This window comes from Citricoccus sp. I39-566, from assembly GCF_031432995.1.
In the GTDB taxonomy this organism is placed as follows: domain Bacteria; phylum Actinomycetota; class Actinomycetes; order Actinomycetales; family Micrococcaceae; genus Citricoccus; species Citricoccus nitrophenolicus_A.
In genome coordinates, this window is the sequence record NZ_CP133842.1 from 871,508 (window position 1) to 885,648 (window position 14,141).

Consider the following 14,141-nt stretch of genomic DNA (forward strand, 5'->3'; position numbering starts at 1 on the left):
AGGAACCGAAATGTCAGGAAATCGTGCCGTCGCCTACAAGGAGCCGGGCGTCGTCGAGGTCATCGACACCGAGTACCCCACCTTCGAGCTGAAGGACGGCCCGGGAGTGAACCCCGCCAACGTGGGACGCAAGGTCCCCCACGGAGTCATCCTCAAGACCGTCGCCACCAACATCTGCGGCTCGGACCAGCACATGGTGCGCGGCCGGACCACGGCCCCGGCGCATCTGGTCCTGGGCCACGAGATCACCGGTGAGGTGGTGGAGGTCGGCCCCGACGTCGAGTTCATCCGTGTCGGGGACATCGTCTCCGTGCCGTTCAACATCTCCTGCGGCCGCTGCCGCAACTGCAAGGAGCGCAAGACCGGCATCTGCCTGAACGTGAACCCGGACCGTCCGGGCAGCGCGTACGGCTACGTGGACATGGGCGGCTGGGTCGGCGGACAGGCCGAATACGTCCTCGTCCCCTACGCCGACTGGAATCTGCTGAAGTTCCCGGACCGGGACCAGGCGCTGGAGAAGATCATGGACCTCACCATGCTCTCCGACATCTTCCCCACCGGCTTCCACGGCGCCGTCACTGCAGGGGTCGGCGTCGGCTCCACCGTCTACGTCGCCGGTGCCGGCCCCGTCGGCCTGGCCGCGGCCATGGGCGCACAGCTGCTCGGGGCCGCCGTCGTGATCGTGGGGGACCTGAACGAGGACCGCCTGGCGCAGGCGCGCACCTTCGGCTGCGAGACCGTCAACGTCGGCGAAGGCCCGATCCAGGACCAGATCGAGCAGATCCTCGGCGTCCCCGAGGTGGACAGCGGCATCGACGCCGTCGGCTTCGAGGCCCGCGGACACGGCAAGGAGGCCGGCCACGAGGCTCCGGCGACGGTCCTGAACTCCCTCATGGACATCACCACCGCCGGCGGATCCCTCGGCATCCCGGGTCTGTACGTCACGGGTGACCCGGGGGCCGTGGACGAGGCCGCCCAGAAGGGCTCGCTGTCCCTCTCGCTGGGCACGGGCTGGGCCAAGTCCCTGTCCTTCACCACGGGACAGTGCCCGGTGATGAAGTACAACCGCCAGCTGATGATGGCGATCCTGCATGACAGGGCGCCGATCGCGAAGGCCGTCAACGCGAAGGCGATCTCCCTCGAGGACGCCCCGCGCGGCTATGCCGAGTTTGACGCCGGTGCGGCGACGAAGTTCGTGCTCAACCCCCACGGGTATCTCTCGGACTGACCGACGTTCGTTCGGGAGGCCGGTGGTGGGGTGGAGAACTACCCGAAGGACCTGGTGCGCTGTCCGACCGGCCGCCGTCGTGCCCCAGTCCCTGCCGATGCGGCGCCGGTGCCGGGGATGGTGTGCTCATCACTGCTCGACCACGGTGATGACGGTCAGCAGGGCCGAGTACAGCATGAGCCCGATGGCGAACCACAGGAAGCTGGAGGACCGGTTGGACGGCACCTCCTCCTTGAAGACGTTGAGCAGGGTGCTGCCCCCGATGAAGGCGGTCAGCAAGGCCACGAGCAGGGTGCTGGTGGGTGCGGCGATGCTGGCCAGGATCCACCCGAACACCAGCGACCCGGCCAGGAACAGGCGGCCGTGGGCGCGGAACCGCCGTGGATAGTGCTCGGCCAGGCCGCGATCGGTGAGGACGAAGTGCAGGCCCATGGCCACCGTGAACAGGACTGCGAACCACAAGCCGGTGCGGACTCGCAGGACCATGGTGTAGGTGATCATCGCGTTGTAGGCCATGAAGGCGATCAGGTGCAGCCAGTAGACGCCCGCCGGCTCGGCGCCTCCTCCCGGTCCGGATCCGGACGTGGCGTCTGGTCCGGCGTCGCGATCGCCATGGTGGAGTGCGAGGCGCTCCAGGCCGTAGAACACCGTGAAGCCGGTCAGGGCGACGACGAAGATGGCCAGTTCCAGCAACGGCGTGGGTTCCACGACGTCGGAGAGGGCCTCGCCCACGTCCTCGTTGCCGGCGGCGATCTCCGGCAACAGGTGCAGGAAGACGTAGGCCACGGCCAACCCGCCGGCGAAGGAGCCCGTGTAGCGCTCGGGGACCGCCGGAAGCCCGCGGATCCTTGGGGCGGCCAGGTGGAGCACGGCCAGTACCGCGGCCAGGCCACCGGCGATCCACACGGCGGAGGCTGTACCAGGTTCAACCACGTCCATCGGGGCTCCTGTCAACGTGGTCGGTGTGCTGCGGTTTCTCGCCCCGCAGGAAGTAGGCGCCGAGTGAGCCGGCGAGCGTGGCGAAGACGGCCACGGAGTAGACGGCCAGGACCAGGTGCAGCACCTTGGAGAACGCGTCGTCGGTGGTGAACCCGCTGCCCGTGACCGTGGCCAGGGCAGTCTCGTACAGGGCCGTCGAGTAGTCGGTCTGGATCTCGAAGGCGTATAGCAACTGGCTGGAGGCCAGGATGACCACCGCGGTCACGGCCGCCAGCCAGCCGATCCTGCTGGACAGCAGCCGTCCGGCCGAGCGGGAGCCGCGCACCCCGGCGGAGACGATGCTGCCCACCCGCGCCACCCGTGAGACGCGCAGCAACCGCACTGCCTGCAGCCCTCGGACGAACCGCAGGAACGGCACCAGCAGGAAGAGGACCTGCCACCAGTTGCGGCGCCAGAAGACGGGCTGGAACCGAGCGATAGAGGCCCGCAGCAGGAACTCGGCCACGAACAGGGCCCAGAACACCCACCCGGCGACGCCCAGAATGCGGGACCACCCCGGATCGGTGACCAGGAGCTGGCCCAGGAACACGAAGAGGAACAGCACGCCCAGGACCCCCATCGGGCGGTCGAGCCGGGCGGCCAGCGCCTCCGCCGCAGCTGCGGACTCGACCTGATCGGGCGGCTGGCGTATCGGTGAGCTGCTCACGGTCGGACGACCTCCGGGGATCGGTCAGGGTGGTTCCGTGCTGCCCACTCTACGAAGAGAGGTCACTCAGGCTGGGCCACCGAGGCGGGGCACCGGTTCATCTGCCGCTCCGGGCGACGGAGCAGCCCTCCGGCATTGCTAGGCTGGAGCGCATGTCCACCGCCCTGACCCTCGCTGTGCTCGCGGTCGGACTCATCCTCACCCCCCTGTTCTGCCGCTGGTGGGGCCGTCACGCCGGCTGGCCCCTGGCTGCGGTGTACGTGCTCGCGGCCGCCGCGTACGTGCCCGCCCTGACCCAGGGATCAGGTGCCGCCGCCGGCCCGGCGTCCGGTTCGGCCGCGGCCTGGTCTGTCCCCTGGATCCCGTCCTGGGGTACCGAAGGCGGCGAGGGCGTCAGACTGGCATTCTCCGCCGACCCGGTGTCGAGCGTCTTCACGCTGATCGCCCTGCTCATCGGCGCGGTGGTGCTCGTCTATTCCACCCAGTACCTGGATCCCGGCCCGAACCGTAGCTTCTACCTCGGGATGGCCCTGTTCACGCTCTCCATGGTCGGGCTCGTGACGGCCGACGACCTGGCGGTCCTGTTCATCAGCTGGGAACTGACCTCGCTGGCCTCCTTCCTGCTCATCGCCCGGTCCGGTCAGGGAGCCTTCGCCCCCTCGATGCGGACCCTGCTCGTCACCTTCCTCGGCGGACTGGCCCTCCTGGTCGCCGTCGTGCTGATGGCCGTCCGCACCGGGACCACGGACCTGGGTGACGTCATGGCCTCGGACGTATGGGCCGAGGACCCGGCGTTCACCACCCTGATCGGGGTGCTCATCGCCCTGGCCGCCATGACCAAGTCGGCCCAGTTCCCCTTCCACTCCTGGCTTCCGGACGCCATGGCGGCCGCCACTCCCGTCTCGGCGTACCTGCATGCCGCCGCCGTGGTGAAGGCCGGCATCTTCCTGTTGCTGCGCTTCTCCCCGGTGTTCCACGAGGACGCCACCTGGTCCGTGCTGCTGGTCATCGTGGGTTTGGTGACCTCTGCCGTCGGCGGCTGGCGGGCCCTGCAGCAGCACGACCTCAAGAAGCTCATGGCGTACTCGACCGTGAGCCAGCTCGGGCTCATCGTCGCCGCGATCGGAACCGGGACCGAGGCGGGCATCGCCGCCGCCCTCATCCACACCATCGCCCATGCCCTCTTCAAGTCCGGCCTGTTCATGGTGGTCGGCGTGGTGGACCACGCCACCGGCACCCGCGACCTACGGCGCCTGCCCGTGCTGTACCGGGCCCTGCCGTTCACCTTCACCGTGACCGTCCTGGGCGCCGGCGCGATGGCCGGCATCCCCCCGTTGCTCGGATTCATCTCCAAGGAGTCGATCTTCACGGCTCTCCACCAGTGGGCCGCGGACGGCGGGGCCTCCGGGACGCTGGCGGCCTGGGCAGGCCCGGCCGCGCTGGCCGGCGCGGCCATCGGTTCGGTGCTGACCTTCGCCTACTGCGCCAAGATCGTCGTGGGCGGCTTCACCGACCCGGAGCGTCCCGAGGACGCAGGACACCCGGTGCGCCGGACCTCCGACCAAGCCCACGGGCATGGACAGGACGACCACCTCCACGCCCCGGGCGGCGTGCTCGTGACCACCGCGGCGTTGCCGATCCTGGCCTCCGTCGCGGCACTCTTCGCCCTGCCGCTGCTGGATGCCGCCGTCGGCTCCGCCACCAACACGGCGCTGCCCGGCGCGGCAGCCGAACCGCACTTCGCGCTGTGGCACGGTGTCACGGCCGAGCTGCTGACCACGTTCGCGGTCTTTGCCGTGGGCCTGGTGACAATCCTGCTGCGCCATCGGCTCTGGCCGGCCCTGGAGAGGGTGGGACTGCCGTTCAGCGGTGCCGCGATCATCGAGGCCTGCAGCCGGGGCCTGACGGTGGCCGGCCACGCCGTCGCACGCCTCACCGCCCGGGACGCTGCCGCCTCCCACGCGGCCGCGATGGTCGCCGCACTCGCGGCCGTGGTCATCCCCGGGGTCCTGGTGCTGGCCGCGCAGGATTCGCTGCCGCCGCTGCGTGAGGACCTGACCCAGCCGGTGGACGTGGTCCTCCTGGTGCTGATGGCCGTCGCGGCCCTCGGTGTGGCACTGACCCGTTCGCGCCTGGGCGCCACGGTGGCCCTGTCCGCCATCGGCGTCCTCATGACGGTCCAGATCGTCGCCCTCGGCGCTCCCGACGTGGCCCTGACCCAACTGCTGGTGGAGAGCCTGACCATCATCGTCATCATGCTGGTGCTGCAGAAGCTGCCACGGACCTTCGCGGCGCCCCGGGCCGCCCGGGCCCTGCCGGCCGCGGTCATCGCCATCGGCGCCGGGCTCGCCACCGGTCTGGCCACGTGGGGACTGACCGGGCGGCGCGAGAAGTCCGAGGTCGGCACGTACCTGCTGGAGAACGGACAGGAGATCACGGGCGGCGACAACATCGTCAACGTCATCCTGGTCGAGTTCCGTGCCCTGGACACCCTCGGGGAACTGGCGGTGCTCGGCATGGCCGGCATCGCCCTGGCTGCCGTGCTCTCCACGGTCCGCAACCGGTACATGGACCCGAACCCGGACCGGGTGGCCCGCGCGGAGGACGACGGTGCCGACCGGCCCGGCGGCCCGGACCTCGGCAGTGCCACGGCCCGCCGCGCCATCCTCAACTCCTGGGGCAACATCAGCCAGCTGCAGCTGATGCTGCGATTCCTGATCCCGTTGCTCGCCGTGGTCTCCGCCATCCTGTTCCTGCGCGGTCACAATGAGCCCGGGGGCGGGTTCATCGCGGCCCTCGTGGGCTCCGCCATCGTGGGCCTGGTCTACCTGTCCACCTCCAAGGACCGGCAGATCGGCCCGCCCCGGCTCCCCGTCTACCTGATCGGCGGCGGCGTGGTGGTCGCGGTGGCCACCGGCCTGTGGAACATGGCCCTGACGGGGACGTACATGGAACCCCAGCACGGCTACATCCTCGGCCAGCACGTCAGCACCTCCCTGGTGTTCGACGCCGGTGTCTACCTGGCCGTCGTCGGGCTGATCCTGCTCGCGTTCAACGTGCTCGGCACGGCGCGGTCGGTCCACCACAGCCCCGGCGGTGAGGGCGACCGGGAGCGCGTGGATGAGACGGAGATGGGTGAGGCGGATGGGCCGACGGACAACCCGATCGACAGCCTGCTGTTCGCGGCGGAGCAGAAGGCCCCGGCCGACGTCGGGTCCGGGAGACCGGTGAAGCCCACCAGCCAGCACATCTCCACTGGCGACCGACCTGACGAATGGGGGCGGTGACATGTTCGTCCTCGCCGTGACCGTCGGCGTGCTGACCGCCGCGGGCGTGTGGCTGCTGCAGCAGCGGAGCATGGTCCGCACGATCTTCGGGCTGACCCTCATCTCCCACGCCGCCAACCTGCTGCTGCTGGCCTCGGGCGTCCCGGGCTGGCGCACCGAGCCGTTGATGTCCACCGCCCAGGCCGCCGACGCGGCTGACCCCCTGCCCCAGGCCTTCGTGCTGACCGCCATCGTGATCTCCATGGCCACCACCATCTTCATGCTCGCCCTTGCCGTGATCGGCCGGAACGACGACCAGGAGAAGGTACCCGAGACCGGGGAGGAACACGCATGACCGAACTGACAGCCGGGTCACTGCTGGCCCTGTTCGTGGCCGTCCCCCTGTTGAGCGCCGGCCTCTCGGTGATCTTCCGCCACCGCGTGGTGGACCGGGTCCTGCTCGTGGGGGTCCCCGTGCTGGCGGTCGCCGGGGCCGTCGCCCTGATGCTGTTCCACCGCGAGGTCCCCGTGGTGGCCACCGCCATCGGCTCCTTCGAGGGCGGCATCGCGATCCCCCTGGTCTCGGACATGCTCACGGCCCTGATGCTGGCCACCACCGGCCTGGCCACGGCCGCCGCGGGGTGGTTCCTGTCCCTCACCGGGGAGGCCCGGCTCCGGTTCGTCCCGGCGCTGGCCCTGCTGCTGATGACCGGCGTCAACGGCGCCCTGCTGACCGGCGACCTGTTCAACCTCTTCGTCTTCGTCGAGGTGATGCTGCTGCCGTCCTACGCGCTCATCGCCGTGACCGGCACGTGGCGGCGACTCGGCCTCGGCCGCATGTTCGTCATCGTCAACCTGGTGACCAGCCTGATCCTGCTGATGGGCGTCGGTCTGGTCTACGGCTCGGCAGGCACCGTGAACCTGGCCGCCCTGGCCGGGCAGGCCGCCGAGGATCCCCAGGTGGCCCTGGCCGTCACCGTCGTGCTGGTGGCCCTGGCCATCAAGGCGGGCGTCGTGCCCGTCCACGGCTGGCTCCCGCGAGCCTACTCCGGGACCTCGGCGGGCATCATGGCCCTGTTCTCCGCGCTGCACACGAAGGTCTCGGTGTACGCCATCTTCCGCATCTACTTCACCACCTTCGAACCGGGCACGACGCCGGCCGGGGCCTCGGGCGCGGCCGGCACCTCGGCGCCGGGGTCCGGGATGGCGGAGACGATCGCGGTGGTGATCGCCGTCGTCGTGCTCGTCACCATGGTGCTGGGCGCCCTCGGCTCCCTGGGCGAACAGCGGTTCCGGGGGGTCCTGGCCTTCCAGATGGTCGCCGGCGTGGGCCACATCCTGATCGGCGCCGCCGTGGCCTCGCCCGTGGCCGTGACCGCCGGGCTGTTCTATCTGGTGCACCACGTGATCACGGTCGCCTCGCTGCTGACCACCGTCGGAGCGGTCGAGCACACCTATGGCACCGGCGTGCTGGGGCGGCTCTCCGGGGTGATGCACCGGGACCGGCTGGCGGCGGTGCTGGTGGCCCTGGGGCTGCTGTCCCTGGCCGGGCTGCCGCCGACCTCGGGACTGTGGGGCAAGCTCGGTCTGGGCCTGGCCGTGGCCGAATCCGGGGCGGGCGGCCCGGCGTGGCAGGCCCCGGTGTTCCTCGTCGCGATCGTCGTCTCCTCCCTGGTCACGCTCGTGGCGCTGCAGCGCCTGTGGGGCGGGAGCTTCGCGGGGGCCCCGCTCAAGAGGTATTGGCCCGCCGCTCCCGCGGGAGGCCGGGACGGGGTCCGGCCGCTGGACAGCACCGTCCGCATCCCGCTGCGGCTGCTGGGCCCGGGAGTGGTGATGATGGGCGTCTCCGTCGCCCTCTTCGTGTTCGCCGGAGTCCTGATGCCCTTCATCGACAGCGCGACGGCCGGGCTCTTCGACACCGGCCCCTACGTCGAGGCGGTGCTGCCATGACGGCCGACCATCCGCGCGCGCGGAGTTCCCGGCGGTTCAGCGTCGGGTCCATGATCGCCTACCTGGTGTGGCTCGTCGGCCAGGTCATCTCCGGCTCGCTGACGGTGGCCCGGCGCGCGGTGCGTCCGGGTCGGTTCGCCGAGCCCTCCATCGTGGCCTTCCCGCTGCGCTGTGAGACGGACCTCGAGGTCACCTGGATGGCCTCCTCCATCACCATCACGCCGGGCACGCTCGTGGTGGGCACCGCGCACGGCTCGGAGGCCGAGCCCGTGACTGTTTTCGTCCATTCCGTCTTCGACGCTGACCGGGACTCCGTCCGGGAGGGCCTGCGGGACATGGAGGACCGGCTGCTGCGGATGACCCGCGGCCCTCGCTGGCAGGAGCGCGAGGAGCGCGAGGGGTCCAGAGACCACGAGGGAAGGGAGACCGGATGAACATCGACTCTGCTTACGATGTGGTCCTCTCCGGGGTGCTGCTGATCCTGGCCGCTGCCATCCTGATCGGGCTCTTCCGCATCTACACCTCCACCGCGGCGGCGGAGCGGGCGGTGGTCGGGGACTTGGTCTTCTTCGCCGGCGTCGGGATCCTGATGATCGTGGGGATCCAGTCCGGGTCCGCTGTCATCCAGGACGCGGCGATGCTCGCGGCCTTCCTGGGCATCCTGGCCACCGTGGCCTTGGCACGCATCCTGACGAGGGGGGAGCGCTAGTGGCTGTCTATGAGATCCTGGCGTCCGTCCTGATCCTGGGTGGCGCGCTGCTGGTGCTGCTCTCCTCGGTGGCCATGGTCCGGTCCCGGGACGCGCTGCAGATGATGAACGTGTTCTCTCCCGCGACCGGGATGGGGCTGCCCCTGGTGGTCGTGGGGGTGTGGGTGCACCTGACCGGACGGGACGGGTTCGACTGGTGGGTCCTGGCGGTCAGCCTGGTCACCAACGTGTCCCTGGTCATCGTGTCCTCCCTGGCCTCGAACACCCTCGCCCGCGCGGTCTACCACTCCGGTGCCCCCGTGGACCCACGGACCGACCCCCAGGACCTGGCCCGCCCGCCGGGCGAGTGAGGGGTCGCACTTCGTCAGAGCGCTGTTCGCCTTCGGGCTCACCACCGCCGTCCTGGTGTGGCTGGCCTTCGTGGTCACGAACAACTGGGAGACCCTGCCCACCATCCTGGGACTGGTGGTCTTCGGGATCGGCCAGGGCGCGCTGGTCACCCTGGTCTTCAACGTCCTGGTCACCGCCGCGCCCAAGGACCTGGCCGGCGACGTCGGCTCCATCCGGGGCACGGCGCAGAACCTGGCTTCCGCGGTGGGCACCGCCGTGATGGGCGCGGTGCTGGTGACCGTGCTCAGCACCGGGATCTCGCAGGCCGTGGACGAGCACCCCGTGCTGCCGCCGGAGCTGGTGGCGCAGGTGGACCTGGACAACGCCAACGTCGTGAACAACGAGGACCTGCGCGCTCTGCTGGAGGACACCACGGCGAGCCCCGAACAGGTCGAGGCCGCCGTGGCGCTCAACGAGGAGCAGCGGCTGCGGACCCTGAAGCTCGGATTCCTCCTCCAGGCCGCAGTCAGCGTGGTGGCGGCGATCCCCGCCTCGAGGCTGCCGAGGTACCGGCCGGGCGAGATCCCGGCGCAGGCTCAGGCATCGGCGGGGCGCATCTCGCCGGCGGGTGACTACTCCGGCCTGGTGTCCTGCGGCCGGTCCAGCTCGCGCGGCTCCTCCGCGTGCTGCCCCCTGGCCTCGGGGGTCCTGTCCACCAGGTCGGCGAGCTTGCCCGCGGCCTCGGCCAGGGCGCGCAGGCCCCGGCCGGTCTCCTCGCGCCCGCGCTCGGCGAACTGCCGGGCGGTCCTCTGCAGGTCGGCGGGGCTCTGGTGGTTCTGGCGGAACTCGTTGAGCTTCTGGGTGGTGGTCTCGGCCGTGTGACGGATCTGGTCCCAGGCCTCGGAGGGGTTGCCGGGAAGGGTCGGCCCGGTGAGGGGCTTGGGCTGCCGGGACGGCTTGGCCGCGGGGGTGCCGGGGGTAGTGCGGGCGGCGTCGGCAGGAGGGGCGGACGGGGTGCTGGGCAGGGTCTGCTCTGGCTCCGAAGTCATGCTCGAGAGTCTAGAGGTAGATGTCGCATCGGCCACAGGGATCGGTCCCGGCGCTCCAACTGCCGTGGGAAGGTGTCCTCCCGTAGCCGGGTCTTGTCGAGTTACGTACAATATCCTGTACAGGAGGTGCAGAATGAAGACCATCAGCTATACCGAGTCGCGTGCCCGCTACGCCGAGGTCTTGGACGGGGTGGTCAATGATCGCGAAGAGGTGATCGTGACTCGTTCCGGTCATGAGTCAGTGGTGATTGTGTCACTCGAGGACTATGAGTCACTCAGGGAGACGTCCTATTTGATGCGCTCCCCGGCCAATGCGCGCCGGCTATTGGACGCCATGGAGAATCTCGAGGCGGGCCGCGGGGTGACCCGCGAGCTCATCGAGGACGACTGACGTGGGCCTGGTCTGGGATGAGAACGCCTGGGACGACTATCTCTGGTGGCAGGCCCAGGATCGAAAGGTCCTGAAGCGGATCAACACGCTGATCAAGGATGTCCAGCGGAAGGGCAACGAAGGGATCGGCAAGCCCGAGGCTCTCAAGCACAACTTCGCCGGGTACTGGTCCCGTCGCGTCACGGATGAACACCGACTGGTCTACAAGGTGGTCGACGCTGAGGTCCGTATCGCCGCGTGCCGGTACCACTATGGCTAAGGGTGGACACCGAGCAGGTGGCTACGCGCCCTGGCGCAGGGTGTTGCCCGCGGTCTTGCCGCCGTCGGTCGCAATGGAGGTGCCGGAGACGAATCGCGACTCGTCCGATGCCGGGTAGAGCACCAGGGAGCTGATCTCCTCCACCTGTGCCGCGCGGCCGGCGGGCACCTGCCCGAAGCCGCGCTTCAGCCCGGCGGTCAGCGGCGTCTCCACGGACCCGGGGTGGATGGAGTTCACGCGGATCCCGTCCGGACCGAAGTCCAGGGTCCGGGTCCAGTCCTCCACGGAAGCCTCCTCCACGGTGCCGGGCGTGTAGATGCCCGCGTTGTTCACCTGCGCGTCCAGCGTCCCGAACTCCCGGACGCAGTGCCCGACGGCGGCCGTCCAGGCCTCGAGGTCCGTCACGTTGAGCGGGGTGAAGGTGGCGGCCTGACGGCCGACGGCGGCGTTGATCTCCTCGGCCAACGCCGTGCCGGCCTCCTCCTGCAGGTCGCCGATCATGACGGAGGCCCCGGCGGCGGCCAGTGCGCGGGCGTGGGAGGCTCCCATGCCCTGGGCGGCGCCGGAGATCAGGGCGACCCTGCCGGCGGCCCGGCCGGATGATGGGGTGGGATTCTCGTTCATGGCCGCCACGCTAGGACAAGGCTCGTCCCTGCGGGAGGCCGCCCTGCCGCCCATGGAGGACCTACTCCACCACACCGGGAACCACGTCTCGCTCGGCGTGCTCGAGGGCACGGACGTGCTCTACCTGGAGCGCCTCGCGGCCGACGACGCGACCATCAACATCACCCGGATCCCCGGCCGCCTGCCCGTCCACGGCTGCTCGGCCGGACTCGTGTTCATGGCCTACGCCCCGGAGGAGGAACAGGAGCGGTTCCTGACCCGGAGGCTGGAGGCGCTCACCCCGGACACCGTCACGGACCCGGAGCGCCTGCGGGGTATCCTCGCCGACATCCGCCGCAACGGCTACGTCTCCATGGCGGGGATCATCGTGGAGGAGTCCAGCGGGATCTCCGTGCCGATCTTCGTGGAGGAGCAGCACGCCGTGGGGACGCTCACCGTGATCGTGCCCCGGGGCGAGGAGCACCTGGCGGTCACCATCCCGCAGCTGCAGTTCGCCGCCCGGACCATCACCCGCCGTCTCGGCTATGAGCCCACCGCCCGCGGCATGCAGCGCCGCAGCGAGCCCCGCCCCCGCTGACCCCCGCGGGTCGCTTTCCGGGCAGAGGTCACCGGTGATCTTTGCCCGGAAAGCGAGGGGCGAGGTCAGAGGGTCAGCATGACCTTGATGGCGCGGCGCTCGTGCATCGCGGCGTAGCCCTCGGCCGCCTGATCGAGCGGGAGGGTGAGGTCGAAGACCTTGCCCGGGTCGATCTCGCGGTCCCAGATCTTCTGGATGAGCTCGGGCAGGTAGCGGCGCACGGGGGCGGGGCCGCCGTGGAGGTGCACCTCGGCGAAGAACAGCTGGTCCAGGGGCAGTTGCACGCCCTCGTGGGCCACCCCGACGAAGCCGATGTGCCCGCCGCCGCGAGTGGCATGGATGGCCTGGAGCATGGACTCCTCGGTGCCCACGGCCTCGATCACGCTGTGCGCGCCGAGCCCGCCGGTCAGCTCCTTGATCCGGGCCGCGCCCTCGGCGCCGCGTTCGGTGACGATGTCCGTGGCGCCGTACTCGCGGGCCAGGGCCTGGCGGTCGGCATGCCGGGACATGGCGATGATGCGCTCGGCGCCCATCTGCTGCGCGGCGAGCACGCCCATCAGGCCCACGGCTCCGTCGCCCACCACGGCCACGGTCTTGCCCGGGCCCACCTGGGCCGCGTCCGCGGCGAACCAGCCGGTGCCCAGCACGTCACTGGCGGCGAGCAGGGAGGGGATCAGGCCGTCGTCGGGCATCCCCGGGGTGGCCACCAGGGTGCCGTCCGCGTGCGGGATCCGGGCCTTCTCGGCCTGGGTGCCGATGCCCGCCACGAACTCGGCGTGGATGCACTTGGAGGGGTAGCCGGAGCGGCAGATCTCGCAGACCCCGCAGGAGATCACGAAGGAGCCGACCACGAAGTCGCCGGGCTTGACGGTGGTCACGGACGCGCCGACCTCCTCCACCAGGCCCACGTACTCGTGGCCCATGGGCGTGTGGTCCGCCGGCTCCACGCCGCGGTACGGCCACAGGTCGGAGCCGCAGATGCAGGTGGCGGTCAGGCGGATGACGGCGTCCGTGGGCTCGATGATGCGGGGGTCCTCCCGCTCGCCGACGGTGATCTGTCCGGGGGCGTCCATGATGACAGCGCGCATGGCACTCTCCTTCGGGTGGGGTTCTGGGATCGGGTTCCAGGCAACCATGCGCGACGCCGGCCCGGGAGGCCCTGCTGAAAGAGGTACAGCTGGTACCCCCTTCAGCCACCGGGCGCCCGGGCGTTCCGGGCCCCGGCGGGCCTACGCTGAATCCATGGACAACACTGCGGAAGTGCGCGAGTTCCTCATGTCCCGCCGCGCCAAGGTCACCCCCGAGCGGGCTGGCCTGCCGGCGGGGACGAACCGGCGCGTGCCGGGATTGCGGCGCAGCGAGGTCGCCGTGCTGGCCGGGGTCAGCGTGGAGTACTACACCAAGCTCGAGCGCGGGGCGATCGCCGGCGCCTCCGGGGCCGTGCTGGAATCCCTGGCCCGGGCCCTGCAGCTCAGCGACGTGGAGCGCGCCCACCTGTACGACCTCGCCCGGGCCGCCGACGGCATCCCCACCTCGGGCCGGCGCCGCCGCCCCTCCGGCCAGGAGGCCCCGCCCCGGGAGTCCCTGCAGTGGACCCTGGACGCGATCACCGGAGCTGTCGCCGTGGTCCGCAACCAGGCCCAGGACCTGGTGGCCGCGAACCGGCTGGGCCGGGCGTTCTACTCCCCGGTGATCGGCGACGGCGGCCGGTTGCCGAACCTGGCCCGGTTCCAGTTCCTGGACCCCGCCGCGAAGGACTTCTACCCCGAATGGGACCGCTTCGCCCAGATGTGCGTGGCGAACCTGCGCACCCTGGCCGGACGGGACCCGCAGCACCGCGGCATCCAGGACCTGGTGGGAGAGCTCTCCACCCAGTCCGAGACCTTCCGCCGGCTCTGGGCCGCCCACGATGTGCGCGTGCACGGCTCGGGGACCAAGCGCTTCCACCATCCGGAGGTCGGGGCGCTCGAGCTGGCCTATGAGGAACTGGAGTTCACCGGGGACGAGGGGCTGGCCCTGGTGGTCTACTCCGCCCAGCCAGGATCCCCGTCCGCGGAGCGGCTGCAGCTGCTGGCGTCCCTGGCCGCACCTCCCGTCCCCGCCGCCTGAAGGG

16 protein-coding genes are annotated in these 14,141 nt (G+C 70.6%); 12 read left to right on the plus strand and 4 right to left on the minus strand.

Annotated features, from left to right (window positions below; all coding sequences use genetic code 11):
• Positions 1-10: 10 nt before the first annotated feature.
• On the plus strand, positions 11-1,228 hold the full coding sequence (gene fdhA, locus RE421_RS04105) for a formaldehyde dehydrogenase, glutathione-independent (protein ID WP_309814741.1): 1,218 nt from the start codon (positions 11-13) through the stop codon (positions 1,226-1,228).
• A gap of 129 nt (positions 1,229-1,357) precedes the next feature.
• Here fdhA and RE421_RS04110 read toward each other — a convergent pair whose 3' ends face one another.
• Together RE421_RS04110 and RE421_RS04115 are read right to left on the minus strand one after the other, a co-directional pair.
• A complete protein-coding gene (locus tag RE421_RS04110) occupies positions 1,358-2,167 on the minus strand; it encodes a hypothetical protein (protein WP_309814746.1) in 810 nt (269 codons plus the stop codon).
• Positions 2,154-2,873 carry a hypothetical protein gene (locus tag RE421_RS04115; protein ID WP_309814749.1) on the minus strand — a complete coding sequence of 240 codons (720 nt, stop codon included), beginning with the start codon at positions 2,871-2,873 and terminating at the stop codon, positions 2,154-2,156. The genes RE421_RS04110 and RE421_RS04115 overlap by 14 nt, the downstream gene beginning before the upstream one ends.
• Positions 2,874-3,025: 152 nt before the next feature.
• Here RE421_RS04115 and RE421_RS04120 point away from each other — a divergent pair, with 152 nt between their 5' ends.
• From RE421_RS04120 to RE421_RS04160, 9 genes are all read left to right on the plus strand, one after another.
• Positions 3,026-6,160, plus strand: coding sequence for a DUF4040 family protein (locus RE421_RS04120; protein ID WP_309814752.1), 3,135 nt, complete (start codon positions 3,026-3,028; stop codon positions 6,158-6,160).
• 1 nt (position 6,161) lies between these two features.
• Positions 6,162-6,494 carry a sodium:proton antiporter gene (locus RE421_RS04125; RefSeq protein ID WP_309814755.1) on the plus strand — a complete coding sequence of 111 codons (333 nt, stop codon included), beginning with the start codon at positions 6,162-6,164 and terminating at the stop codon, positions 6,492-6,494.
• Positions 6,491-8,089, plus strand: coding sequence for a proton-conducting transporter membrane subunit (locus tag RE421_RS04130; RefSeq protein ID WP_309814759.1), 1,599 nt, complete (start codon positions 6,491-6,493; stop codon positions 8,087-8,089). The genes RE421_RS04125 and RE421_RS04130 overlap by 4 nt, the downstream gene beginning before the upstream one ends.
• The gene (locus RE421_RS04135; RefSeq protein ID WP_309814761.1) at positions 8,086-8,523 is read left to right on the plus strand and encodes a Na+/H+ antiporter subunit E; all 438 of its coding nucleotides are present in this window, start codon (positions 8,086-8,088) and stop codon (positions 8,521-8,523) included. The genes RE421_RS04130 and RE421_RS04135 overlap by 4 nt, the downstream gene beginning before the upstream one ends.
• Positions 8,520-8,798 carry a monovalent cation/H+ antiporter complex subunit F gene (locus RE421_RS04140; protein ID WP_309814764.1) on the plus strand — a complete coding sequence of 93 codons (279 nt, stop codon included), beginning with the start codon at positions 8,520-8,522 and terminating at the stop codon, positions 8,796-8,798. The genes RE421_RS04135 and RE421_RS04140 overlap by 4 nt, the downstream gene beginning before the upstream one ends.
• Positions 8,798-9,148 carry a monovalent cation/H(+) antiporter subunit G gene (locus tag RE421_RS04145; RefSeq protein WP_309814767.1) on the plus strand — a complete coding sequence of 117 codons (351 nt, stop codon included), beginning with the start codon at positions 8,798-8,800 and terminating at the stop codon, positions 9,146-9,148. The genes RE421_RS04140 and RE421_RS04145 overlap by 1 nt, the downstream gene beginning before the upstream one ends.
• A complete protein-coding gene (locus RE421_RS04150; RefSeq protein WP_309814770.1) occupies positions 9,090-10,010 on the plus strand; it encodes a hypothetical protein in 921 nt (306 codons plus the stop codon). Before RE421_RS04145 ends, RE421_RS04150 begins: the two co-directional genes overlap by 59 nt.
• A 300-nt stretch (positions 10,011-10,310) precedes the next feature.
• Positions 10,311-10,568, plus strand: a complete 258-nt coding sequence (locus RE421_RS04155; RefSeq protein ID WP_309814773.1) for a type II toxin-antitoxin system prevent-host-death family antitoxin — start codon at positions 10,311-10,313, stop codon at positions 10,566-10,568.
• A 1-nt stretch (position 10,569) separates the two neighbouring features.
• Positions 10,570-10,827: a Txe/YoeB family addiction module toxin gene (locus RE421_RS04160; RefSeq protein ID WP_309814776.1), complete on the plus strand. Its 258-nt coding sequence runs from the start codon at positions 10,570-10,572 to the stop codon at positions 10,825-10,827.
• Positions 10,828-10,848: 21 nt separating this feature from the next.
• On the opposite strand, the gene RE421_RS04165 is transcribed toward RE421_RS04160, so the two are convergent.
• The gene (locus RE421_RS04165) at positions 10,849-11,451 is read right to left on the minus strand and encodes an SDR family oxidoreductase (RefSeq protein ID WP_309814780.1); all 603 of its coding nucleotides are present in this window, start codon (positions 11,449-11,451) and stop codon (positions 10,849-10,851) included.
• On the opposite strand from RE421_RS04165, the gene RE421_RS04170 reads away from it, so the two are divergent.
• Entirely contained in the window at positions 11,450-12,028 is a 579-nt protein-coding gene (locus RE421_RS04170) for an IclR family transcriptional regulator C-terminal domain-containing protein (RefSeq protein WP_309814783.1), read from the plus strand. The genes RE421_RS04165 and RE421_RS04170 overlap by 2 nt on opposite strands.
• A 65-nt stretch (positions 12,029-12,093) precedes the next feature.
• Here RE421_RS04170 and RE421_RS04175 read toward each other — a convergent pair whose 3' ends face one another.
• Complete coding sequence (locus RE421_RS04175; protein WP_309814786.1) at positions 12,094-13,116, minus strand: zinc-dependent alcohol dehydrogenase family protein; 1,023 nt, start codon at positions 13,114-13,116, stop codon at positions 12,094-12,096.
• A 154-nt stretch (positions 13,117-13,270) separates the two neighbouring features.
• Between RE421_RS04175 and RE421_RS04180 the strand changes: the two genes are divergently transcribed.
• Positions 13,271-14,137: a helix-turn-helix transcriptional regulator gene (locus RE421_RS04180; protein WP_309814790.1), complete on the plus strand. Its 867-nt coding sequence runs from the start codon at positions 13,271-13,273 to the stop codon at positions 14,135-14,137.
• The last annotated feature ends 4 nt before the right edge of the window (positions 14,138-14,141 follow it).

Bases quoted from the DNA above. Each gene is read 5' to 3' on its own strand.
- RE421_RS04130 (WP_309814759.1), top strand. From the start codon at position 6,491: ATGACCGAACTGACAGCCGGGTCACTGCTGGCCCTGTTCGTGGCCGTC.
- RE421_RS04165 (WP_309814780.1), bottom strand. From the start codon at position 11,451: ATGAACGAGAATCCCACCCCATCATCCGGCCGGGCCGCCGGCAGGGTC.
- fdhA (WP_309814741.1), top strand. From the start codon at position 11: ATGTCAGGAAATCGTGCCGTCGCCTACAAGGAGCCGGGCGTCGTCGAG.
- RE421_RS04175 (WP_309814786.1), bottom strand. From the start codon at position 13,116: ATGCGCGCTGTCATCATGGACGCCCCCGGACAGATCACCGTCGGCGAG.
- RE421_RS04180 (WP_309814790.1), top strand. From the start codon at position 13,271: ATGGACAACACTGCGGAAGTGCGCGAGTTCCTCATGTCCCGCCGCGCC.
- RE421_RS04170 (WP_309814783.1), top strand. From the start codon at position 11,450: ATGGCCGCCACGCTAGGACAAGGCTCGTCCCTGCGGGAGGCCGCCCTG.
- RE421_RS04140 (WP_309814764.1), top strand. From the start codon at position 8,520: ATGAACATCGACTCTGCTTACGATGTGGTCCTCTCCGGGGTGCTGCTG.
- RE421_RS04135 (WP_309814761.1), top strand. From the start codon at position 8,086: ATGACGGCCGACCATCCGCGCGCGCGGAGTTCCCGGCGGTTCAGCGTC.
- RE421_RS04125 (WP_309814755.1), top strand. From the start codon at position 6,162: ATGTTCGTCCTCGCCGTGACCGTCGGCGTGCTGACCGCCGCGGGCGTG.
- RE421_RS04120 (WP_309814752.1), top strand. From the start codon at position 3,026: ATGTCCACCGCCCTGACCCTCGCTGTGCTCGCGGTCGGACTCATCCTC.
- RE421_RS04110 (WP_309814746.1), bottom strand. From the start codon at position 2,167: ATGGACGTGGTTGAACCTGGTACAGCCTCCGCCGTGTGGATCGCCGGT.
- RE421_RS04155 (WP_309814773.1), top strand. From the start codon at position 10,311: ATGAAGACCATCAGCTATACCGAGTCGCGTGCCCGCTACGCCGAGGTC.